This window comes from Iodobacter ciconiae, assembly GCF_003952345.1.
GTDB lineage: Bacteria > Pseudomonadota > Gammaproteobacteria > Burkholderiales > Chitinibacteraceae > Iodobacter > Iodobacter ciconiae.
In genome coordinates this window covers 365,826-388,237 of record NZ_CP034433.1, presented here as the reverse complement: position 1 = coordinate 388,237, position 22,412 = coordinate 365,826, and the positions used below count along the sequence as shown (strand labels likewise).

Annotated in this window: 17 protein-coding genes; 9 read left to right on the top strand and 8 right to left on the bottom strand. The window is 47.1% G+C overall.

Going from position 1 to position 22,412, the window contains the following annotated elements; genetic code table 11:
• Positions 1 to 120 precede the first annotated feature (120 nt).
• From EJO50_RS01660 to EJO50_RS01645, 4 genes are all read right to left on the bottom strand, one after another.
• Positions 121 to 1,200, bottom strand: coding sequence for a diguanylate cyclase (locus EJO50_RS01660; RefSeq protein ID WP_164521402.1), 1,080 nt, complete (start codon positions 1,198 to 1,200; stop codon positions 121 to 123).
• A gap of 320 nt (positions 1,201 to 1,520) precedes the next feature.
• Positions 1,521 to 1,919, bottom strand: a complete 399-nt coding sequence (locus EJO50_RS01655; protein WP_125971278.1) for an RNA-binding S4 domain-containing protein — start codon at positions 1,917 to 1,919, stop codon at positions 1,521 to 1,523.
• 70 nt (positions 1,920 to 1,989) lie between these two features.
• A complete protein-coding gene (typA, locus tag EJO50_RS01650) occupies positions 1,990 to 3,810 on the bottom strand; it encodes a translational GTPase TypA (RefSeq protein WP_125971277.1) in 1,821 nt (606 codons plus the stop codon).
• Positions 3,811 to 3,970: 160 nt separating this feature from the next.
• Complete coding sequence (locus EJO50_RS01645) at positions 3,971 to 4,786, bottom strand: phytanoyl-CoA dioxygenase family protein (protein ID WP_164521401.1); 816 nt, start codon at positions 4,784 to 4,786, stop codon at positions 3,971 to 3,973.
• 815 nt (positions 4,787 to 5,601) lie between these two features.
• On the opposite strand from EJO50_RS01645, the gene EJO50_RS01640 reads away from it, so the two are divergent.
• The 5 genes from EJO50_RS01640 (at position 5,602) to EJO50_RS01620 (ending at position 9,219) form a co-directional block, all read left to right on the top strand.
• Positions 5,602 to 5,814 carry a hypothetical protein gene (locus EJO50_RS01640; RefSeq protein WP_046351320.1) on the top strand — a complete coding sequence of 71 codons (213 nt, stop codon included), beginning with the start codon at positions 5,602 to 5,604 and terminating at the stop codon, positions 5,812 to 5,814.
• Between the two features lie 136 nt (positions 5,815 to 5,950).
• Positions 5,951 to 6,631 carry a tRNA (adenosine(37)-N6)-threonylcarbamoyltransferase complex dimerization subunit type 1 TsaB gene (gene tsaB, locus EJO50_RS01635; protein WP_125971275.1) on the top strand — a complete coding sequence of 227 codons (681 nt, stop codon included), beginning with the start codon at positions 5,951 to 5,953 and terminating at the stop codon, positions 6,629 to 6,631.
• Positions 6,628 to 7,077, top strand: coding sequence for a ribosomal protein S18-alanine N-acetyltransferase (gene rimI / locus EJO50_RS01630; RefSeq protein WP_125971274.1), 450 nt, complete (start codon positions 6,628 to 6,630; stop codon positions 7,075 to 7,077). The genes tsaB and rimI overlap by 4 nt, the downstream gene beginning before the upstream one ends.
• Positions 7,077 to 7,919, top strand: coding sequence for a uracil-DNA glycosylase (locus tag EJO50_RS01625; RefSeq protein ID WP_125971273.1), 843 nt, complete (start codon positions 7,077 to 7,079; stop codon positions 7,917 to 7,919). Before rimI ends, EJO50_RS01625 begins: the two co-directional genes overlap by 1 nt.
• Before the next feature lie 97 nt (positions 7,920 to 8,016).
• The gene (locus tag EJO50_RS01620) at positions 8,017 to 9,219 is read left to right on the top strand and encodes an EAL and HDOD domain-containing protein (RefSeq protein WP_125971272.1); all 1,203 of its coding nucleotides are present in this window, start codon (positions 8,017 to 8,019) and stop codon (positions 9,217 to 9,219) included.
• A gap of 162 nt (positions 9,220 to 9,381) precedes the next feature.
• Here EJO50_RS01620 and EJO50_RS01615 read toward each other — a convergent pair whose 3' ends face one another.
• Positions 9,382 to 9,882: a DUF934 domain-containing protein gene (locus EJO50_RS01615; RefSeq protein ID WP_125971271.1), complete on the bottom strand. Its 501-nt coding sequence runs from the start codon at positions 9,880 to 9,882 to the stop codon at positions 9,382 to 9,384.
• On the bottom strand, positions 9,882 to 11,543 hold the full coding sequence (locus tag EJO50_RS01610; protein ID WP_125971270.1) for a nitrite/sulfite reductase: 1,662 nt from the start codon (positions 11,541 to 11,543) through the stop codon (positions 9,882 to 9,884). The genes EJO50_RS01615 and EJO50_RS01610 overlap by 1 nt, the downstream gene beginning before the upstream one ends.
• Before the next feature lie 464 nt (positions 11,544 to 12,007).
• On the opposite strand from EJO50_RS01610, the gene pepN reads away from it, so the two are divergent.
• Entirely contained in the window at positions 12,008 to 14,626 is a 2,619-nt protein-coding gene (pepN, locus tag EJO50_RS01605) for an aminopeptidase N (RefSeq protein WP_125971269.1), read from the top strand.
• Between the two features lie 68 nt (positions 14,627 to 14,694).
• Here the strand turns inward: pepN and EJO50_RS01600 are convergent, their stop codons facing one another.
• Positions 14,695 to 16,170, bottom strand: a complete 1,476-nt coding sequence (locus tag EJO50_RS01600; RefSeq protein WP_125971268.1) for a B12-binding domain-containing radical SAM protein — start codon at positions 16,168 to 16,170, stop codon at positions 14,695 to 14,697.
• A 293-nt stretch (positions 16,171 to 16,463) separates the two neighbouring features.
• Entirely contained in the window at positions 16,464 to 17,561 is a 1,098-nt protein-coding gene (locus tag EJO50_RS01595; RefSeq protein ID WP_206434431.1) for a site-2 protease family protein, read from the bottom strand.
• Between the two features lie 452 nt (positions 17,562 to 18,013).
• On the opposite strand from EJO50_RS01595, the gene EJO50_RS17670 reads away from it, so the two are divergent.
• The 3 genes from EJO50_RS17670 (at position 18,014) to EJO50_RS01580 (ending at position 22,169) form a co-directional block, all read left to right on the top strand.
• On the top strand, positions 18,014 to 18,133 hold the full coding sequence (locus EJO50_RS17670) for a ClbS/DfsB family four-helix bundle protein (protein ID WP_125976216.1): 120 nt from the start codon (positions 18,014 to 18,016) through the stop codon (positions 18,131 to 18,133).
• Positions 18,134 to 19,093: 960 nt separating this feature from the next.
• On the top strand, positions 19,094 to 19,543 hold the full coding sequence (locus EJO50_RS01585) for a bacteriohemerythrin (protein ID WP_164521400.1): 450 nt from the start codon (positions 19,094 to 19,096) through the stop codon (positions 19,541 to 19,543).
• 529 nt (positions 19,544 to 20,072) lie between these two features.
• Positions 20,073 to 22,169 (top strand): heavy metal translocating P-type ATPase, encoded by a 2,097-nt coding sequence (locus EJO50_RS01580; RefSeq protein WP_125971266.1) that lies wholly within the window; start codon positions 20,073 to 20,075, stop codon positions 22,167 to 22,169.
• The last annotated feature ends 243 nt before the right edge of the window (positions 22,170 to 22,412 follow it).

Here is a 22,412-nt window from a genome sequence, read left to right as displayed (position 1 = left end):
CGATTTAAGCCATTAAAGTATCTGACACATCAGTATTTTAAAAACTAATGGTTGTTTCGGTAAATATCATCTTTCAGATATAAAACCCCATCATGTTTAATATTTGTTCAGCTAAAAAAATCAGCCCTGGCATAAACCTACCTGATTACGACCAGCATGCTTAGCCTGATAAAGTGCAGAATCAGCAGCATCAATTAATTGCGGCGCATTCATTCCATTTTTTAAATCAGCAATACCCGCACTAAATGTAACCGGAAACTGAATATCATCAGACATTTGAATTAATTCAGTAAAACGCAGCCGCCAGCTATCAAGTTTTTGTGCCGCCCGAATCATGCTTGTTTCTGAAAAAACCACAGCAAACTCTTCGCCACCATACCGCCCGACAGCACCTTCTCCATTGATGGAGTGACGCAATAAGCGGGCTAGAATTTTAATAACTTTATCTCCAATGGCATGACCGTAATCATCATTAATTTTTTTGAAATGATCAATATCAACCATGGCAAAAGATAAAGACAGTGCTTCTTTTTGTGAACGTTTAACCTCCCGCTCCAGCCATTCAATAATATGCGTATGGTTTAATAGTGTAGTGAGACTATCGCAGCACATCCAGCGCCGTAGTGAGCGATAGCGCGCGCAGGTCATCGTCACAGAAGCAACCAGCTCTTCTGCCGGCATATTTTTTACCCAGAAATCATCCCCTCCCATACTGCGTGCCATCAATTGCTTATTACGATTGGTTTCTGTTGACAGAAAAACAATCGGAATACTGTCAAACCGGGTTTGCTGACGAATCACCTTTGCCATTTCATCCCCGGAGCATTGCGGCATATAGACATCCATCAGCACAATATCCGGGACAAAACGCTCCAGAGAAACAAAAACATCCAAAGGGTTTTTAATCAGCTGCACCTGCATTTCGGCCTGCGTTAATATGCTACCACTTGCCCTGCCCATCGTTTCGGAATCATCAACAATCAGTACGCGATAAGGAGAGTTTTGCGTTTTTTCCAACAAAACATCAAGACGGTCAATCAGTTTTTGAATATCTAAAGGGATATAAATAAAATCCGTAACGCCTAATTTCACATAATGAATTTGTTCCACAACAGTCAGTGCAGAAGTAATATACAGAACAGGGCCACGGGACAATTTCTGTAAAAGAAGCAGCGTTTCCTCAACAGAACTTCCCTCCAAACCCTCCTCTCCAAATAGAACCGCGAAAGGGGGCTCTGTATACATTGCAGCGAGCAATGCACTTTGCTTAATAAAGATCCGACATTCAAAACCAAAAAAAGTCAGCTGTTTTGCCAATTCAGTGCAACCCTGAACCTGTCGCGCAGATAAATACACAATTGGTTTTTTTTGATCCGGATTCATATCGATATGGCCTAGTATTTATTAAAATCAGTCCTCTGCAAATATAAGTATAAAAGCAGCATCATGCGCACTTTTAACTGGCAGCAGGGCAAACGCAGCCATCAGAATAACAGTCTTTGGCTTTTTTTTAGTGAATCCTATTCACCCGTGCTATTTTTTTGCTCAAACTGGTGTAATTGCCGCCGCCATTTTTTGCTTGGTCGCCCTTCCCCTGCAGGATGTTCAAACCTTGGGGCAAGCTGACGGGCTTCTTTGTCACGCGCTCTCTTTAGCATGCTTTCAGCACTTTCCTGATACATTTGGCGAGCTACTGCCGCCGGGCCACGTTGCTCGGAAAGCAGCAGCACAGAGATTTCAAACTCGCCTTGCTCGGTGCGGACACGCAGCAGATCACCCTCTTTAAGCAATCGGGCAGGTTTTGCTCTTTGCTGATTTAAATACACATGCCCCGCATCAATTGCAGCACTGGCAGTCGAGCGCGTTTTAAAAAACCGTGCAGCCCATAACCACTTGTCCAAGCGAACACTGTGATCCATTTGATCCTCCTGGAATAAAAACACCCCGCATCAGCGGGGTGTTATGTATCCCGAAAACCGGAATAAAAGTTTAGTGCGTTTTTGCTTTAAAGTGACGGCGACGCTCTGTTTCGTTTAAGTAACGCTTACGAATACGGATGCTTGTTGGTGTAATTTCAACCAATTCATCATCATCAATAAACTCAACTGCCGATTCCAGCGTCATTTTGATGGCTGTAGTCAAGCGAACGGCTTCATCCGTGCCTGATGCACGAACGTTAGTCAGTTGCTTACCCTTAACCGGGTTAACCACCAGATCGTTATCACGGGTGTGAATACCGATAACCATACCTTCGTATAATTTATCGCCCGGGGCTACAAACATGCGGCCGCGATCTTCCAGCTTCCACAGTGCATAGGCAACTGCTTCACCATTTTCTTGTGAAACCAGTACGCCGTTATGACGGCCTGGCATATCAGCCTTAGCTGGTGCATAGTCATCAAACACGTGGCTGATCAGACCTGTACCACGAGTCATCGTCATGAAGTCACCCTGGAAACCAATCAGACCACGCGCCGGAATATGGTATTCCAGACGGGTACGACCGTTACCATCGGATTCCATATTGGTCAGCTCACCACGGCGGCGACCAATTTCTTCCATCACGCCGCCCTGATGTTCATCTTCAAGGTCAATGGTCAGGTTTTCATAAGGCTCAGACTTCACACCGTCGATATCTTTGTAAACAACGCGTGGTTTAGCCACGGCCATTTCAAAACCTTCACGACGCATGTTTTCCAGCAAAATAGTCAGGTGCAATTCACCACGACCGGAAACGCGGAAGATATCAGCGTCTTCGGTGTCTTCTACTTTCAGCGCTACATTGATCAGCAGCTCTTTAGTCAGGCGGTCACGAATCTGACGGCTGGTTACAAACTTACCTTCAGTGCCGGCCAATGGTGAAGTATTCACCATAAAGTCCATAGTCAGTGTTGGCTCATCAATCGTCAGCATAGGCACGCCTACCGGCTGCTCTTTATCACAGATGGTTACACCGATACCGATCTCATCCAGACCGGAGATAATAATAATGTCGCCAGCCTGCGCTTCTTCAACCGCTACGCGCTCAAGCCCCTGAAAACCCAGTACCTGGTTAATACGGCCCTGCCCCACTTGATTTTCGTGATTCATCACGACAACAGCCTGGCCCGGCTTGATACGGCCGTTCAATACACGGCCAATCCCGAGGCGACCTGTGTATGTGGAGTAATCCAGTGCAGAAATTTGCAATTGCAATGGTGCATCTGGGTCACCAACAGGAGCATGGACGTGAGTCAGTACGGTATCAAACAACGCACGCATATTGTCGGTTTCGGTTTCAAGCTCGAGCTTGGCGTAACCATTCAGTGCAGATGCGTAAACAACCGGGAAATCAAGCTGCTCGTCCGTAGCACCAAGCTTGTCGAACAAATCGAAAGTCTGGTCTACAACCCAATCCGGACGTGCGCCAGGACGGTCAACTTTATTGATAACTACAATAGGCTTCAGGCCAAGCGCCAGAGCTTTTTTAGTAACGAAACGAGTTTGCGGCATTGGGCCATCAACGGCATCAACAAGCAGCAACACGCCGTCAACCATACCCAGAACACGTTCCACCTCACCACCGAAGTCAGCGTGGCCTGGGGTATCAACCACATTGATGTGGTAGCCTTCGTATTCAAGGGCAGTGTTTTTAGCCAGAATCGTGATACCGCGCTCTTTTTCGATATCATTACTGTCCATCACGCGCTCAGCAACCTGCTGGTTTTCGCGGAAGGTGCCGGATTGGCGGAGGAGTTTGTCAACAAGGGTAGTCTTACCGTGGTCAACGTGGGCAATAATTGCAATATTACGAATGGCGCGGGTTGTCATTGTCTGGGCTGCAGATTTTAAAAAAGTGCGCGATTGTACCACGCGAAGTGAACTTCGCGACTAAGTTCCGACGGATTAGGAACTAATTCATAATAATCAGTTGATTACTGGTTGAAAAAATTTCCACACCTCACATTTACCGTGAATAAATCATCCCTTATTACAAGCTTGGCACCACCAATTGCTGCTCTGCCACATTAAATACCAGTCCCGGCAAGCTGTCCGAGCGAGTACCTGTAACAGGCCGATTACTGCTGGCGTGATAGCTATAAACCAGAGAGTATTTAGTTTGAAGCGTGCGATTTCTACTTGCCGCATGAAAAGTACGCGCATCAAACAGCACCACATCTCCCCCACGCAAATCCGGAAAGACCGCACGGGCGACCCAAGGCATGGCCTGCGGATGATCTGCCATTAAAAATTCCCGCTCATCATACGCATCCTCAGGAAAATCAAGCTGATGAGACCCTGCAATAAAACCAAGGCCGCCGTTCTCGCTATTTTCCTGCCCTAAAGATAACCATGCGGAAATTAATTCCGGCCTGGCAAAACGCCAGTAACGCACATCCCGATGCCAGCGTGTATCACTGCTAAAGCTAGGCTGCTTACTCATTAAACTATTGTGATGAGCCTGTGTTAGCGTGATTTGTGGTGTATCAAACAGGATGCTGATTAAAAAAAGCAGTTGTGCGTCTCCCGCCCACCCGGCAAACACAGGGTCACGCCCTGCCATGCTCCTTAAGCGCCGTATCGTCCCTCTCCCCGCAACCGATATTGAAACCGGCGCGCCCGGGTAACCCAGCTCGGCTTCCAATTCAAACGGAGGCAGGCGTTTCTCCACGGCATCCATTGCCGCAGCCCGAATTTTATTAACACGTTCCTGAGAGACAAAGCCTCGCAACACCACCACGCCATCGGCTTTAAACCGCTTACGCAGCTGGGCTAAATCAACAGGCAGGCAAAATTCAGCAAGCAAGACCATTACTCCAACACAACAAATGATGCCAAATTGTAACAGCCCTCATTTAACTACGCCTTCTCTGATACCCGTATTTTATACCTTGGAAATCCCCTAGAGCCCGTTAACGCTTGACTCTCAGTTATACCAAACCAGATATCAAACACCCGGCCCAAAAGACAGAGCCTAAGCTGATGAACATAGTTGCCATTAAGCGGGATAACAGACCGGTTTGCGATAAAAACCAGGGTGAAATCTCACAAGACGATATCACCCGCCACTTAAGCAGCCCCACACGATAAATGAGAACCGGCCATCATTTAGCGGCGGTGGTCATGTTCAGAAAGCCCCACAGCACCAGGCAAACCCGCAAGCACTGCATTGTGCGCTATCGCATTACGGATAAACCCCCATAACTTTCTGACCTGAATCGTTAATACAATCCAATAATATTTACAAAAAACAAAATAATAAAGAAAGCAAAACCCAAAAATTACTATTTATCCAAAGTCAATGTATCTCCTTCACCAGACAGTAATTTATCCATTTATGCTTTATAAACAGATTATTACAGGATAAATTTGTATGAATTTTCTTCAATCCGCACTTTATCGCTAAAAAACAAAAAAAATCATTGACAACAAACAAGAAGCCAGCAACAATCACCTTACTAATTTGATTGAGCGCAACCTTGTAAAGCGAATTACCTTATTCGCAATGTGTTTGTAGCAGTACTGCAAGACTTCCCTTCTAGCAAGTCCTCCCCGAACCAGGTGCTCTTCTTTTGGTGCTTTGCCATTCAATGTCTGAATGGCCATTTACTAGGAGCCATCATGGCACAATTTGATTTTATCGTTGAAGCACGTCCCTCCACCCGCCATACCGGCATGGAAGGTTGGTACCAAATCGTCGTTTGCCACGGCAAGCAAAAAAAACCAGTCACTGACTGGCAAGCAGCCCCCCAGGCACACGACAATAAGCTGCACAGCGTATTAAACAGCGCCGCAGCTTTGGCAAAACAGCAAATTCAGGTGCAGTTTCACTGATCACTGTAAGCTAAGTAGTTCACTCAAAAGCCCACGACACAACGTGGGCTTTTTACATTTGATAAAACCCATTCCCAAAACCTGCAATACCGGCTCGCATGGTAGAATCCGAGCTTAATTGTTCATCTGCCAGCCCATGCCCTATCTCGCACTCGACACCTCCACCGAATATCTTTCACTTGCCATTAACACGGCACGGGGTATTGTTGCCCGTGACTGGCCAGCAGAGCAAAAACATGCTGAAATGATTCTTCCCGCTCTTGCCACACTCCTGCAAGAATGTCAGCTCAGCATGAAAGACATCGAAGGTGTCGCTTTTGGCAATGGCCCCGGCTCATTTACCGGCCTGCGCATCGCGGCAGGTATCACCCAGGGCCTGGCATTTGCACGCAATATTCCGGTGCTGGGAGTTTCCACCTTAGCGGCGCTTGCTGAAGGCTGCCATGCCAGGCAGGTTTATGTATGCCTGGATGCCCGCATGAACCAGGTGTATTGCGCGGCCTATCGCAAAGAGGCTGACGTATGGCAAACCATCATCGAGCCTTGTCTGAGTGATCCTGATAGCATCCCTCTGCCCGATGACAACAACTGGCTGGGCACAGGCAGTGGTTTTGCAGCTTATGGCGAAACACTCAAACAACGTCTTGGCACTCAGCTCAACGGGACCAATACAGAGCACTTTCCACATGCCAAAGATATTCTAACGCTAGCCCTGCCTGGTTTTGCAGCCGGCAAGGGCTCGCCAGCAGCACAAGCAGAGCTGGTGTATTTACGTAATAAAGTGGCCCTTAAAACCCACGAGCGAATTAAAAAATGACAGTGCGCAACTTAAATGTGACTGATATTCCACAATTAATGGCACTTGATGCAGCCACTAACTCGCACCCCTGGGATATCAGTCACTGGCAACACTCTTTAAAAGCTGATATCTGCCTTGGTATTGATGGTGAAACAGGCCTTAGCGCCTTTACCGTCGCTATGAAAATGGCCGATGAAGCAGAGCTGCTGCTGATTGCCGTAGCACCTGCATTACAAGGCCGTGGCTTTGGCCAGCATATTTTTAATACATTAACCGAAAAGCTGGCCAATAATGGCTCGCGAAGCCTATTTTTAGAAGTGCGCGAATCCAATCGCCAGGCGCGGCGCTTTTACGAATCAGCAGGCTTTGCCGAAACCGGTATTCGCCCTGCTTACTACCCGGCAGCCAATGGCACGGGCCGGGAAGATGCATTGATTTTTGCCATGATGATAGGTAAAGCCTGATGAGCCGCAAGGCGCTGATACTGGAAGAGCTGGGTCTCAACCCGGTATGGGTACGCACAGCCATGCTGCCTGAGCTGCAAATTGCCGTAGCAACAAGCCCCGCCGTGCCTGCCATAGCGCCTGCCGCTATTGCACGCCCACAAGGGTTATCCCCAGTTGCCGTCGCTGCGCATCAAGCCCTGGCTCCTCTGGTCAGTACACCTAAATTCACGTCCCTCCCCGTCTCACCTCCTGCCAATGATCCAGCAGAGGACGAGCGCTCAAAACGTATTGCCAACATGAACTGGGAAGAATTACGCAATGCAGTCAGCAGCTGCACGGCCTGCCCGCTTTGCCAGAACCGTCAAAAAAACAATGAGCAAACCGTATTTGGTACGGGCCCGATGCAGGCCAATATCATGGTGCTTGGTGAAGCACCCGATGAGGATGAAGAAGCGCAACAAACCCCATTTCTGGGTGAAGCAGGCAGGCTGCTGGACAATATGCTGGCCGCCATTAATGAAGACAAACTGGTTTATAAAGCCAATATCCTAAAGTGCCGCACCCCCAATAAGCGTAATCCACAGGCAGCTGAAGCCGAGCAATGCGCTCCTTTTTTAAAGCGTCAGATTGAACTGCTTCAGCCTAAATCATTATTTGTCGTAGGCCGTTTTGCACTTAAAACTTTGCTAGAGAGCGATGAACCCGTCAGCGTATTACGTGAAAGGCTTCACCACTACAAGCAGATTCCGCTCATTGTCAGCTACAACCCAAGCTACCTGCTTCGTAACTTACCGGATAAATCCCGTGCATGGCGTGATCTGCTCAGGCTTAAGGCCGCCCTCCACAGCCCCCTGCCTTAAACCGGTCGTCTTCCCGGTTAACAACAAAGTAAAAGTGAACTCTTCAGTCTCAAAAATTAGCAACTAAACTGCAATACTCAACCCTGCTCAGACTACCATGCAAAATTCATATTATCTGGGACGACAACCTATTCTTAATCGCCAGCAAGAGCTGGTGGCTTATGAATTATTATTCAGAAGCAGCAGCCAGCGTAATGAAGCCATCGTCCCGGATGACTTTCTGGCCACTCTGGATGTCATTCAGCATGCTTTCAGCACTGTGGGGACGAGCAGTGTGCTGGGGGACAAATTAGGCTTTATCAATGTCAGCGCAGATTTACTTATGTCTGACGTTTTAGAATTACTCCCTCCCCAGCAAGTTGTTTTGGAAATTCTGGAAACGGTTGACATTACCCCTGCCATTATTGAGCGCTGCCTTGCCCTCAAAAAGAAAGGCTTTAAACTCGCCCTTGATGACATCATTCATCTGGATGACACACAAAAAGCACTCCTGCCCCATTTGAATTTTGCCAAACTCGAAGTCATTGATATGGACTCTTCCCAGATGAGCGCCCTGATTAGAGATCTGCGCCATTTTCCTTTACAAATTCTGGCAGAAAAAGTAGATAACCCCGAGCAGCATCAACTTTGCATGAAACTTGGATTTGACTTGTTTCAAGGCTATTACTTTGCCAAGCCCACCATTTTATCAGGCAGTAAACCACAACCCTCACAAATGGCATTGCTGCGCTTACTGGGCCTGATTAATGGCAATGCCGATAATCACGCTATTGAATTATCCTTCAAACATGCCCCGGATCTCACTATTAATTTGCTTAAGCTTGTGAATTCCGTAGGCTCTGGCACACCCAAAAAAATTGATAGCCTTGCCGCTGCCATTACCGTATTAGGTCGCCGCCAGCTTGGCCGCTGGATTCATCTTCTGGCTTATGTTCAACAATCAGGAAAAAATATCAGCAGCAATCCATTAGTTCAAACAGCGGCAATCCGTGGAAAATTCATGGAATTACTTGCATTAAAGAAAAGGCCACGCGATCAAAGCTTTGCAGATCAGGCATTTATGGTAGGAATGTTTTCTTTAATCGATGCCCTTTTTAATGCCCCACTTCAAGAACTGATCGAACCGCTTAATTTAAATGATGATGTACGTGATGCACTTATAGGTAAAACCAATGCATTGGGCGAATTACTCAACCAGGCACTGCAGACAGAAGACAGTAACCTGCAAATGAACGAGCAGTTGCCATGTGATTTTGACGCTTTGCTAAGCGCCATGAGCTGGGCCAATGAATTAGCTTAAATAATATGACTCAAGCTGAAAATTAAAACATGGGGCATAAAGAAGCAAAGCACTATTAAGTAGGGCAATATCCATTTGGAAAATCAAAATATAAAAAACACCGTACATCAAGATGCCGGTGTTTTTTATTTACCGAATATTATTGGCTTACAATAAATACTTTTAAGGGCGGCGTCTGAATAATGGCAGCGGCTGATCAAAACCCGTTTGATAGGCTTCTGAAAAATCATTTAAACCCAGCAAAGCGTCTTCCAGATTTTTATCACTATTCACCACAAAAGCATTAAAGCCACAGCGCTTTAAATAGCCTATTGTGTCTTTAAATACATCGCCAAATGCGCGTAACTCACCCTCAAAACCAAAGCGCTCGCGTAGTAAGCGGCCAATCGAAAAACCACGACCATCCGTAAACGCAGGGAACTCCACAGCAATCAATGCCAGGCTGGCAGCATCTGCCCCAAGGCTTTCCGGCTCATCATCTGCTGCAAGCCATACGCCAAAATCACCACGGCTCGTCAACGCTGCTTTTTGCGCCAAATATTGTGCCAATGGCACAATCACTAAGCCATTCGCTGGCAGCTCAGCAAAGCTACCATCGTCACTAAAGCGTAGCAGCTGAGCATCGCATTCTACAATTGCAGCATCTTTAATTATGCGCGCCATTATGCCGTCTCCTTCGCATAAACACGGGTCTTAAACGGCAGCATACCGATACGATCAAACACATCAATAAAGCGCTCCTCACCCAGGCGGTTTTCTACAAATACAGCCATGATTTTTTCGATGACATCCGGCATTTGTTCCTGAGCAAAAGAAGGCCCAACCACTTTAGCTAAAGTCGCGCCATTACCTTGACGCCCGCCTAAAGACACCTGATACCATTCGGAGCCATTTTTATCGACCCCTAAAATGCCGATATTACCAACGTGGTGGTGACCACAGGCGTTCATACAGCCTGACATATTCAAATCAATCTCACCCAGATCATGCAAATAATCCAGATCATCAAAACGCTCCTGAATAGCGATCGCAATCGGGATTGATTTGGCATTTGCCAGCGAGCAAAAATCGCCGCCAGGACAACAAATCACATCGGTCATTAAGCCGATATTTGGGGTTGCAAAACCAATTGCTTTGGCTTTTTCCCAAAGCTCGAATAAATCGGCTTGTTTTACATCCGCCAGAATTAAGTTCTGCTCGTGCGAAACACGCAACTCACCAAAGGAATAAGCATCAGCCAAATCGGCCACCGCAGCCAATTGATCGCTAGATGCATCCCCCGGCGCGGCACCATGCTTTTTAAGGCTAAGCGTTACCGCGGCATAGCCTGCCTGCTTATGCTTAAACACATTACGCTCTACCCAGCGGGCAAAGGCTTTGCTGTCTAATTGCTGCTGAACAAAGCCTACATCGTCCCCTGCAAAAGCAGTGTAATCCGGCACGGTAAAGAAGCCTTGCATTCTATCTATTTCTGCTGTCGTTAACGTTTGTGGGCCATCTTTTAAAAACGCCCATTCTGTTTCAACTTTGCTGGCGAATACTTCGGGTGTCATTGCTTTAACGAGGATTTTAATGCGCGCTTTATACTTATTATCACGACGGCCATAGCGGTTATATACACGCAATACCGCGTCTAAATAAGTCAGCAAATGAGCACAGGGTAAAAACTCGCAAATCACGCTGCCAATAATCGGTGTGCGGCCCAAGCCACCACCCGCAATCACTTTAAAACCGATTTCACCTGCTTCATTTTTTACAACATTTAAACCAATATCGTGCACCCAGATCGCTGCACGATCTTCTGCTGCGCCATTAACCGCAATTTTAAATTTACGTGGCAAATGTGCGAATTCCGGGTGAAAAGTCGACCACTGACGAATAATTTCGCACCATGGGCGTGGATCGAGTAATTCATCATGCGCCACACCGGCAAACTGATCCGAGGTGGTATTACGAATACAGTTACCCGATGTTTGAATAGCGTGCATTTGCACGGTAGCCAATTCAGCCAGAATATCAGGCACATCTTCTAATTTCGGCCAGTTGTATTGCAGATTTTGGCGGGTAGTAAAGTGCGCATAATCTTTATCATATTTACGCGCAATCTCTGCCAGCTTGCGTAATTGGAGGCTACTTAGATGCCCATAGGGAATCGCCACACGCAGCATTGGGGCATGACGCTGGATATACAGGCCGTTTTGCAAACGCAGCGGGCGAAATTCCTCGTCACTAAGCTCGCCAGCCAAAAAACGGCGAGTTTGATCACGGTACTGAACCACACGCTGGTCTACGATGCGTTGGTCGTAGTCGTCGTAGATATACATCTGAATCATCCAGAAAAAGAGATAGGGCTATTCACCGCCAAAAGCATTAAAAGCCGCAATAAAAAGGGTAGAAAATCTCACTACCTGCCGAGATTGTCTACCCGAGTGTACATCGCTCATAAGCCAATTTATCCCCTGGACTATACCAGCGGCCCTTTGTAAACTGAACGACTATTTTTGAATAAGGTTAGGCCGCATTCGGCATATGCACACCCGCCTGCCAGAGTAAAAAGACGAAGCCCTATACAATTGAATCTCCCATAAAATAATTGCGACACCACCCCGTTTTTTCAAAATGCAGGCTGCGCTGCAAAAAAACCCGGCAAAACAATATACTGTAAATTATTTACTCTACGTGGCTTCGGCGAGGGCCCGTTGTATGGGATATCCACAACGGTGTTTTATTTACACAGCTCTTGCACGAAGAGTATCCTCGCATTTCAATCGAACTTTGAATCCTTAGCATGACACTCCAAAGCACCCCAATTAATCGCCTCGACTACACTCCTCCGGCCTTTTTGATCGACCGGGTGGATCTCACTTTCGAACTGGAAGAGAGCCAGACCAGGGTGAAATCCCGCCTAGTACTCAAACGTAACCCTGAGGCTGCGCCAGAGCTGCCACTGGAACTGGCAGGCGAAGAGCTGACGCTTGAATCAATCAAGTTAGACGGCGCGCCACTCAAGACGGATGCTTATACGGTTTCAGCCAATGGCTTAGAGATAAAAGCCATGCCTGATGAAGCCATTTTGGATATCGTGACCATCATCAATCCACTCACCAACACCAGCTTAAACGGGCTGTATGTTTCGAGCGGAAATTTCATTACCCAATGCGAGGCCGAAGGCTTTCGCAAGATTACTTATTATCTAGATCGCCCAGATGTGATGGCTAAATTTACCACCACCATCATTGCCGATAAAACCCGCTATCCAGTGCTGCTCTCTAACGGCAATCGCGTAGACAGCGGCCTGATGGATAAAAACCGCCACTGGGTAAAATGGGTTGATCCATTTAAAAAACCCGCTTATTTATTTGCCCTGGTTGCCGGTAAATTAGTCATGCTGGCTGATCAGCACACCACGCCAAGTGGCCGCCAGGTAGCACTGGAGATTTTTGTAGAGCCGGGTAACCTGGATAAATGCCATCACGCCATGGCCGCCATTAAAAAAGCTATGCGCTGGGATGAAGAGCGCTTTGGCCTGGAGTACGATCTGGACACCTATATGATCGTTGCCACCAGCGACTTCAATATGGGCGCGATGGAAAACAAAGGCCTGAATATTTTCAACACAAAATATGTGCTGGCCAAGCCCGAAACGGCTACAGACATTGATTTTGATGGCATTGATGCCGTAGTTGCACACGAATACTTCCACAACTGGACCGGCAATCGTGTGACCTGCCGCGACTGGTTCCAGCTCAGCCTCAAAGAAGGGCTTACTGTATATCGTGATCAGGAATTCTCCAGCGATATTGGCAGCCGCTCGGTTGAGCGTATCAATAATGTAAAAGCACTACGCGAAATGCAATTTGCCGAAGATGCAGGCCCGCAAGCGCACTCGGTGCGCCCGGAAGCCTATTCGGAAATTAATAACTTTTACACCATGACCATTTACGAAAAAGGCTCGGAAGTAGTGCGCATGTATGCCACCCTCTTGGGGCGAGAAGGCTTCCGTAAGGGGATGGATCTTTACTTTAAGCGCCACGATGGTCAGGCAGTGACGTGTGACGATTTTCGCGCAGCCATGAGTGATGCAAATGGTGTTGATCTCACTCAGTTTGAAGAATGGTATAAACAGGCGGGCACACCCGAGCTGGCTATCAGCAGCCAATATGATGCAGTTGCTAAAACTTATACCTTGAATATCAGCCAAAGCTGTCCGGCCACACCGGGCCAGTCCGAAAAGCGCCCATTTCATATTCCACTGGCGCTGGGCCTCTTGGATAAGCATGGCAAAGATTTGCCTCTGCAATTAGCAGACGAAACAGAAGCACAGGGCACAACGCGCGTACTGGAGCTGACTGCCGCCAGCCACAGCTTTAGCTTTATCAACATTGACGAAGCGCCAACACCATCTCTGCTGCGTGATTTTTCTGCGCCGGTAAAGCTCAGCTACGCCTACAGCGACAAAGAACTCGTATTTCTGATGGCGAACGACAGCGATGCATTTAATCGCTGGGAAGCGGCCAATACCTTCGCTAAAAACCTGCTGCTGGCACTTTATGCCAGTAATGATGAGCAAGCGCTGGCCCCGGCAAGCTTTATCAATGCGCTGCGTAAGGTATTAAGCGAAAAGCTTGATCCTTCCCTGATTGCGTTAATGCTGGAGCTGCCGCGTGAAAACTATTTACTTGAGCAGCTCGATGAAGTCAACCCGGCGCGCCTGCATCTGGTACACCGCAGTATTAAAGCGCAAATCGCTCGCGAATTACGGGCCGAGCTGATCGCAACGTATAAAAAGCTTAACGATGGCAGTGCTTACCAGTATGAAAATGCCGGTCAACGCAGCCTGAAAAACATCTGCCTGGATTACCTGGCCGAGCTGGACGAGCCATTAGTTACCGAACTGCTCGGTAAGCAGTATCGCCTTTCCGACAATATGACCGATCGCCTTGCCGCGCTTAAAGCACTGGTCAACCGCGATGGCGGTGAAGCGCAGCTGGCTGATTTTGCAGTGCAATGGCACGATGATGCGCTGGTAATGGACAAATGGTTTGCTCTGCAATCCACCAGCCGCCGCCCCGGCGCATTAAACCGTGTGCAAGCCTTAATGGACCATCCGGCGTTTTCGATTAAAAACCCGAATAAAGTGCGCGCACTCATTATGGGTTTCTGCTTGCAAAATGCGGTGCATTTCCACGCTGCAGACGGCTATGGCTATGCTTTTGCTGCTGACCGAATTATCGAGCTGGATAAAATCAACCCGCAAGTGGCTGCCCGCCTGGCTTCCAGCTTTAACCGCTGGAAAAAAATGGAGCCGCAGCGCAGGCAAATGATGCAAGCCGAGCTGCAACGCATTGCCCAGCAAAGCGAGTTGTCCAGCGATCTGACCGAAATCGTTAACAAAGCACTAAGCTGATTTTTAACGAAGACAACCTCTGGCCAAGAGCCAGAGGTTCGGCACACGCGAAGCAAAACCCTGAACTTTCATGCAGCCAAATGCACCGCCTGTCTTTGCGGTGCAACCGTCGTTTTGCCCTTAGCCTGCCTGCCTGCATAATCACTCGCGATCAGGTTTTGCGCCCCATCCGGAGCCTGACCCTGCTCTTCCACCAGATATTGCACAACCATTTTTGCCAATCTATCCAGCGCAATCCGGTGTGTGGCATCGGTGTTCTGATACAGCCAATCACTAAAAGCCATAAAGCGATTAAATGGCGCATCGCCCAGCAGCACCGGCAGGGTGTTAGCAAAGCGGCCAGAATTTGCCACTAAATCCCAATAACGGGAAAAACGCACCAGGCGCTGCATGGTGGCAAAATCGATCAGTTTATTGGCCAGAATGGTGTACGGCGGGAAGCTGTCATACACCATGCCAAAATCCTCGGTGTGGCGAATAATCGGCGTGCCGCGCAGGCGCTTTAAAATACCAAATTGAATCTCATGCGGGCCTAGCGCATAGAGCTGATCAAAACCACGGCCAAAGCTTTCCATATCTTCACCAGGCAAGCCGGCAATTAAATCCACATGCAAATGTGCGTGGGAATGCTCTGTCAGCCAGGAAATATTATCTGCGGCCTTTTTGTTATTCTGCTTACGGCTAACCCTCGCCTGCACTTCAGGATTAAAGCTTTGAATGCCAATTTCAAATTGCAAAGCACCAGCAGGAAACTGGCTAATCCCCGCCTTTAAGGCTTCTGGCAAATGATCGGGCACCAGCTCAAAGTGAGCAAATACCGGGTCATCCGGGTGAGCGGCAATTTTATCCAGAAAGAACTGCATAATCTTTAACCCGGATTTGATATTCAGATTAAAAGTGCGATCCACAAATTTAAACAGCCGAGCACCGCGTTGATACAGTGTTTCCATCTCAGTCAGAAACACGTCCAGATCAAAAGGCCACGCTGTTTTATCCAGCGCCGACAAACAGAACTCGCACTTAAACGGGCAACCACGCGAAGCCTCCACATAAAGCGTACGGTGGGCGATATCTTCATCGGTATAGAGCGAATAAGGCAGCACCAAGTCATTGAGCGGCGGCTGCCCCCCCACATGGGTTTTCATCAGCGGCTGCGGGCCTTGCAAAATCTGCTTACACAGCTGCGGTAAAGTTACCTCACCCCAGCCGGTAATTAAATAATCTGCCTGTTTAACAATACTTTGCTCGGCGCTTTCATAAGACACCTCGGGCCCGCCAAGGATAATCTTGATCTGCGGTGCAACGCGTTTGAGCATCGCCACCACCCGCTCGGTTTCCTCTACATTCCAGATATACACACCAAAGCCAATAATTTTGGGCTGCTTAGCCAGCAATCGCTCGACAATTTCGGTGATCTTGCTGCCAATCACAAACTCCGCCAGCTGCGTCTCCTCCCGCAAATCGCCCATATTGGCCAGCAAATAGCGCAGCCCAAGTGAGGCATGGGTGTAACGGGCGTTTAAAGTGGAAAGAATAATCGACATGGCTTAAATCTGGCTGAGGCAAAGGAGGGTATTTTACGGGTTTATGCAATGAAGACGCTATTGAGAATCACCGCCTGATTTTTTAAATTGAGAGACCAAATAAAACCCGTGAGCATTACTGAATAAATATGCATATTTCACCCGGGCTGCAGAACCCAGAATCAGCTTGAATAAAAAATATGACCATTAATTTATTAGCTTTATATTTGAAAAATTTTTATCACAAATGGCTTCCTCCATTAAAAAAGCCAGATCATCCAATCTGGCTTTTTTAGCACAAACCAAGCAACACCTTAACTCTTCAAAATCTGCAAAGGCATACGCAACATATCGTCGCCATGGCTGGCAAAATACCAGATGATGCTAATCAAGGCGCCAACAGTAATTAAATACCAGAGCGCGGAGAATATTTGCCCATAGCGATCCAGCGGCAATAAATGGCTTTGATGGCGGCCGCGCCATTCAAAGACGATTTCCACACTACCAATCAACAATAAAAACCCTAATAGTGCCAAACCAAGGGTATAACTGATAAATACACCGAAGGCAGCACCCGCCACACAGGCCGCCAAGCCCAGCACGCTATTCATCGAAAAACTAATACTTTTTAAGATATGCCCGCCATCCAGCGGCAGAATGGGTAATAAATTAAACAGATTAAGCAGCGCATTAAAGGTGGCCAAGCCCGCAAACAGCATCGAGCCGGTCAGCCAGTAAATAACCAAACAGGCAATCGATAACAAGAGGCCAAAGCTTGGCCCCATAATGGAAATCACCACATCCTGCCAGCGGGTATTAATTTTCTCATCAGATAGCGCCAACCCGCCCATAAAGGGGATTAAATATATGCCCTTGGTTTTTAAACCAAAGTATTTCATTGCCCTGATATGACCATATTCATGAAAAACCAGGCAGGCAATCAGCGCAATTGCAAACTGGAAAGAAAACAACCATGAATAGGCGGCAACACTCGCCCCGGCCAGTGCCACCTTCACCAGCTTGGCGCTTTTAAGTAGCTTCAACGCCAAAGCACCCAAACCTAATAAACTGAGTTTATTGGTTTTAACAACCGGCACAGCCGGTATTTGCCGCTCGATATCACGGGTGTTACGCTGGCCTTGCAGCGCTTCCTGCTCATCCACCAGCAGACGATATTTTAGTAAAAAGGGCTGCCATTGCAGATCTGTTTCCAGACAGACACGCGTCATTGCGGTAGAGCCATCCGAGCTTTGCGCGGCCAGCTCAAACTGCAAAGCGCTTATGCCCTCACGCTCAGCCGAGGCATTTTTTTCAGCCACTAAAGTGTTATCCCAAAATAGCTGCTGCCAGCCCGCTGGCGTGCCTTCCAGCCTGAGAGGTTTGCCCAGACAATTAATATTCAATAATTCCACAGCATATCCAATAGTATAAAGGTTGAGCAAATTCGGGCATTTTACGGGTTTATATCTACTTATGGGAGTTAGCAATCAGTGCATTCCCTATGACCTTGTCTTTATAGGGGGTAAACAAAAGGCCATGGCAGATTGCAATTTTTGCAATATTTAATACCACAAGAGAGGTTGCAGCTTTGAAATACAGCCTTTCTTTTTTAACTCCAGATATAATTTATACCAGCCAAAATGAAGGTCAGACAGACCCTTATCCCCCTTAAATATTTGTACCATCTGCTTTACAACAATCAAATACAGGTACAGCATAAAAACGCAGATACGATAGTAAAGCCCTTAAGCCTATCACGGATAATCGTAATTAAAATAGCGTAATCAGCTACAGATGTTTGCTTGCCAAGCAAACAGGCTTGAACCAGCTTTTGTTACTTTAAAATCATAAAGAATAACAGGAAATACCTGCTCAAATACCTGCACCAGGTTTTAAATGGAAGCAAATTGAGTTGCTTGTCCAAAGCTTTTACACCAGCAATCACAATTCATCACTTAACCAATTACAAGTAAAATTCACCTAATTAACCCAGATAAATCCAATTATTTATTCTGAATAGCGAAGCCGCAAAAAAAGCACTCTCTTTGTGCAAAACAAAAATCATGAAACAAATAACCGGCCATGAAATGAATACAGGCCCGATCAAAGCACATACTCAAAACCGCTCAGGTAGAAAAAACGATCCCTGATCGCCCTAAGCACGGCACTGCAAAACCTGTAAAAATGCATATGTAGCGTTACTTTTGCAGTTCTAACTTAATTTTTTATACCAAAATACCAACACTCGGTAATATTTCCGTCAGGTAAAGGGCGTTGCCTGCAACGATCACCCGGGCTCAAACCATGGGGTGATCAGCTGGAGGAGCTGCAGTACATTCATTCCACGCACCACCGGTTATCTTGGAAGGAAAACAAACATATAAATATCTATCACCCAACAAATTTTGCGAGTGTTCCCCGCACAAATTGCCAATCACGGTTAACCAGCCTGCGCTGCGCTCATAAAGTTTTGTGTAGACCCCATCAATGAAAATTCACTCAAAACTAAAATCAATCAGTAATACTTTGAAAATATTGAGGATTTTTTCAAAAGCAGACCAAGCATTAAAGCACTGGAGGAGCCCTAACATAGGCAGCATTCCCCCATATACTGGAACACTCCATTGAGTAACCATTCGCAAATTGGGCTTATTAGCAAATAATATGTTGAGATAAAATATTTTCTAGTTTCGAGCAAAGCTTATCGCCGAACATCAACCGGAGCATTATAAACTTGCGAGGCAATCATTGTAGAAGCCTTTACGGGTTTTCACTTACTTTTTCATCTTTACAGCCTGAAATATCAACAGATACTGGCAACCTTATATGAGCCGCAACATAAAGCTGATTAGCAATTAGGACGGATAAGCGGCATCTAATCATGATTATAGTGATGTATAATAGGCTGCCTGTTTATGATATATTTTTTTATAAGGATAACAAAATGGCTGGTGAATTAATCAAATGGAGCGATAGCTATAATTTGGGGTTAAAGGAAATCGACGAGCAGCACGAATATTTACTGGTGCTGATGAATAAAGCCTGGCAATCAATTATTAACAGAAGTGATATAAATATCATTCTTGGATTGCTCGAAGAGCTTGAACGTTACACAATTTCCCATTTCATAGCTGAAGAAACTTTTATGCAAGCAGCTCATTTCCCAGATTTTCCAGAGCACAAGCAAGAGCATCAAAAATTTGTTTCCTATATTATTAAGGAAAAAGAGCGTGCAAGCCAAACTGGTAACATATCTTTGGATCTGATGCATTTTCTTCGCGACTGGCTAGTTCAGCATATTTTGGTTTCTGATAAATCTTATGTTGACTATATGGAAAAAATGAAATCTAAAGAAACATCTTTACTAGGACGGTTTTTTAAAAGACTCATTTAACTAACCTCTCTAAGAAGCCTCTGTACGAATCAAAAATGCAAAATTGGCACATAAGTAAAATCAACAACTTACGAGTGCCTAATTCACGAAAAATTAATTTATGCAGAGGTTTCCTAGAGTCTGTTAATGTTCTATATTGGCAACCACAAAAATACACATACAATATAACGATGCTTTTTATTTCAATTTAATTGATGATGCACAAATATCAATGCAATATTTTAATCAAATAATCCTTCTTTTACTTGCAATCATTGCTTTACTTGAAAGCCAAAACCAAGCAAAACAACCATCAATTATTAATATCTTCGTAAACAACTTATAAAATAATGGTCAAACTATAGAAATCTATTAGCAAGTTAATTTTTACTAGTGCTCTCTAGCAAAACTTTTACCATTGCTCTCCGGTTTAAAGCATCAGCCGGCCCTAACTGCTTTTAAAAACAAACGCCATTTTGAAATGCGTTTTTTTTGTCTCTTTTCAATATACCCATTAGGGGTATATTATTAACCATAATGGGAGAGCAAAATGACATCAGAAATTCAACTCCGCCTTGGCGGCATGACCTGTGCAGCGTGTGCAGTACGAATAGAGAAAGTCCTCAATCGCCAGGCAGGCGTAACCGCCGAGGTTAATTTTGCCACCGAGACAGCGCATATCATGCGCAGCGATCCAACGATTACTGCCGATGCACTGATTGCCACCATCAGCCGTGCAGGATTTACAGCCGAGCTGGCGAGCACGCCTGCTGCGACGGAGAACAACGAGCGCTGGCCGCTGCTGATCGCAGCCCTGCTTAGTCTGCCACTGATGGGCAGCATGTTTAGCCCGGACCACGCAGAACTATTACCGCGCTGGGTACAGATGCTGCTCGCCACACCGGTGCAGTTTATTTTGGGCCGGCGCTTTTATCGCGGCGCGTTTTTTGCACTAAAAAACGGCGGAGCGAATATGGATGCACTGGTGGCACTGGGCACGACGATGGCTTATGGTTTCTCCGCCGCGGTTACTCTGCTGGGCCTGCACAATCAGCACATCTATTTTGAGGCCAGCGCAATGATTATTACGCTGGTGCTGGCGGGCAAATGGCTGGAAAGCCGCGCAAAAAAGAAAACATCGGGAGCGATTAGCGAGCTGTTAAAGCTGCAGCCTAAAACAGCAAGGGTAGAAACTACGGATGGCTTGATTGATTTACCGATCAATCAACTCAAGCCCGGCGATATAGTGATTGTGCGCCACGGCGAAGTGATTCCCGTTGATGGCTTGGTCATCGAAGGCCAAGCGGCAGTCGATGAAAGCATGCTCACCGGCGAAAGCCTACCCGTAGAAAAAACCATCGCCAGCAAAGTATTTGCCGCTACTAAAAACAGCAGTGGCATGCTCAAAATCCGCGCCAGCAGCGTAGGCAGCAAAACGCAGCTAGCAGAAATTGTGCGGCTGGTTGCCCATGCCCAAGGCTCTAAAGCGCCGATCCAGCGCCTTGCCGACCAGGTTTCCGGCATCTTTGTTCCCATCGTGGCCGCCATTGCTGTACTTACTTTTATTGGAAGTTTTTGGTATTGGAATAGCGGCGTTACCGCACTGATTCACGCCATTGCAGTGCTGGTGATCGCCTGCCCTTGCGCCCTGGGGCTGGCCACACCCACCGCAATATCAGTCGGCATTGGCCGTGCGGCGCAGCAGGGGATTTTATTTAGAAATGCCACGGCGCTAGAACATGCAGGAAAAATTGACATGCTGGTGGTAGATAAAACGGGCACGCTGACCACCGGGCAAGCCAGGGTGGTGGAAATCATTAGCTTACACAGTGATATCAGCAAAGAAGATTTGTTGCAGCTGGCCGCCAGCCTGGAGCAAGGCTCGGAGCACCCGCTGGCCCGTGCCATCCTCAAAGCCAATACTCAGCCACTCCTGCCTATCAGCGACTTTATCGCCGTACCGGGCCAGGGCGTGATGGGAAAACTGAGCGATGGCAGTGAAATCAAGGTGGGCATTCCCAGCTGGGCAGGTGAAATGCCAGAAAAAAACACCCAGCCGCATACCTTGGTGAGCATCGCCAAAAATGGCGTTTTGCTGGGGCAATTATCACTGGCCGATACGCTCAGAGCCAGCTCAGTGGAAGCCGTCAAACGCCTGCAAGTCATGGGGATTGAAGTCGTGATGCTGACCGGTGATCAGCCCGCCACAGCCGCCGCCATTGCCAAAGCCAGCGGCATCCATCAATACCAGGCTTTGATGCGCCCGCAGGACAAAGCCGCATTTATTCAGCAAGAAACTAAAGTCGTGGCAATGGTCGGGGACGGCGTAAACGATGCACCCGCACTTGCCGCCGCACAGATCAGTTTTGCCATGGGAGCAGGCAGCGATGTGGCTATTGAAGCGGCAGATATCATGCTGCTGCATAACGATTTGCTAGCCGTCAGCGACGCGATTATGCTATCTCGCGCCACCATTAAGAAAATCCGCCAGAATTTATTCTTCGCGTTTTTCTATAACGCGCTGGGCATACCGCTGGCAGCCATCGGCATGCTTAATCCTGTTTTAGCAGGTGCAGCCATGGCGCTAAGTTCAGTTTCGGTAGTGAGTAATTCACTGCTGCTAAGGCGGTGGAAAAGTCAGCCCTGAAAAATTATTAAACCTGTAGACACAGAGAGCGGGGAGAACACAGAGCACACACGCAACACACAAAGTAAAACTCAAAAAAACCTAAGTGTCTGGCGATGATTAACAATCTATAACCGGACTCGGTCATTCCCGCATGCCTTTGACGAGAATCCGGCAGCGTTACAAATACCCGTGAATGACGGCTTTCCCAGTCGGGTAGCTATCACCATACCCCGATACTCAGTTTTCTCGGCATCCTCTATG

Coding starts and splice junctions, on each gene's coding strand:
- EJO50_RS01655 (WP_125971278.1), bottom strand. CDS start 1,919: ATGGATCACAGTGTTCGCTTGGACAAGTGGTTATGGGCTGCACGGTTT.
- typA (WP_125971277.1), bottom strand. CDS start 3,810: ATGACAACCCGCGCCATTCGTAATATTGCAATTATTGCCCACGTTGAC.
- EJO50_RS01640 (WP_046351320.1), top strand. CDS start 5,602: ATGGCACAATTTGATTTTATCGTTGAAGCACGTCCCTCCACCCGCCAT.
- tsaB (WP_125971275.1), top strand. CDS start 5,951: ATGCCCTATCTCGCACTCGACACCTCCACCGAATATCTTTCACTTGCC.
- rimI (WP_125971274.1), top strand. CDS start 6,628: ATGACAGTGCGCAACTTAAATGTGACTGATATTCCACAATTAATGGCA.
- EJO50_RS01625 (WP_125971273.1), top strand. CDS start 7,077: ATGAGCCGCAAGGCGCTGATACTGGAAGAGCTGGGTCTCAACCCGGTA.
- EJO50_RS01620 (WP_125971272.1), top strand. CDS start 8,017: ATGCAAAATTCATATTATCTGGGACGACAACCTATTCTTAATCGCCAG.
- EJO50_RS01615 (WP_125971271.1), bottom strand. CDS start 9,882: ATGGCGCGCATAATTAAAGATGCTGCAATTGTAGAATGCGATGCTCAG.
- EJO50_RS01610 (WP_125971270.1), bottom strand. CDS start 11,543: ATGTATATCTACGACGACTACGACCAACGCATCGTAGACCAGCGTGTG.
- pepN (WP_125971269.1), top strand. CDS start 12,008: ATGACACTCCAAAGCACCCCAATTAATCGCCTCGACTACACTCCTCCG.
- EJO50_RS01600 (WP_125971268.1), bottom strand. CDS start 16,170: ATGTCGATTATTCTTTCCACTTTAAACGCCCGTTACACCCATGCCTCA.
- EJO50_RS01585 (WP_164521400.1), top strand. CDS start 19,094: ATGGCTGGTGAATTAATCAAATGGAGCGATAGCTATAATTTGGGGTTA.
- EJO50_RS01580 (WP_125971266.1), top strand. CDS start 20,073: ATGACATCAGAAATTCAACTCCGCCTTGGCGGCATGACCTGTGCAGCG.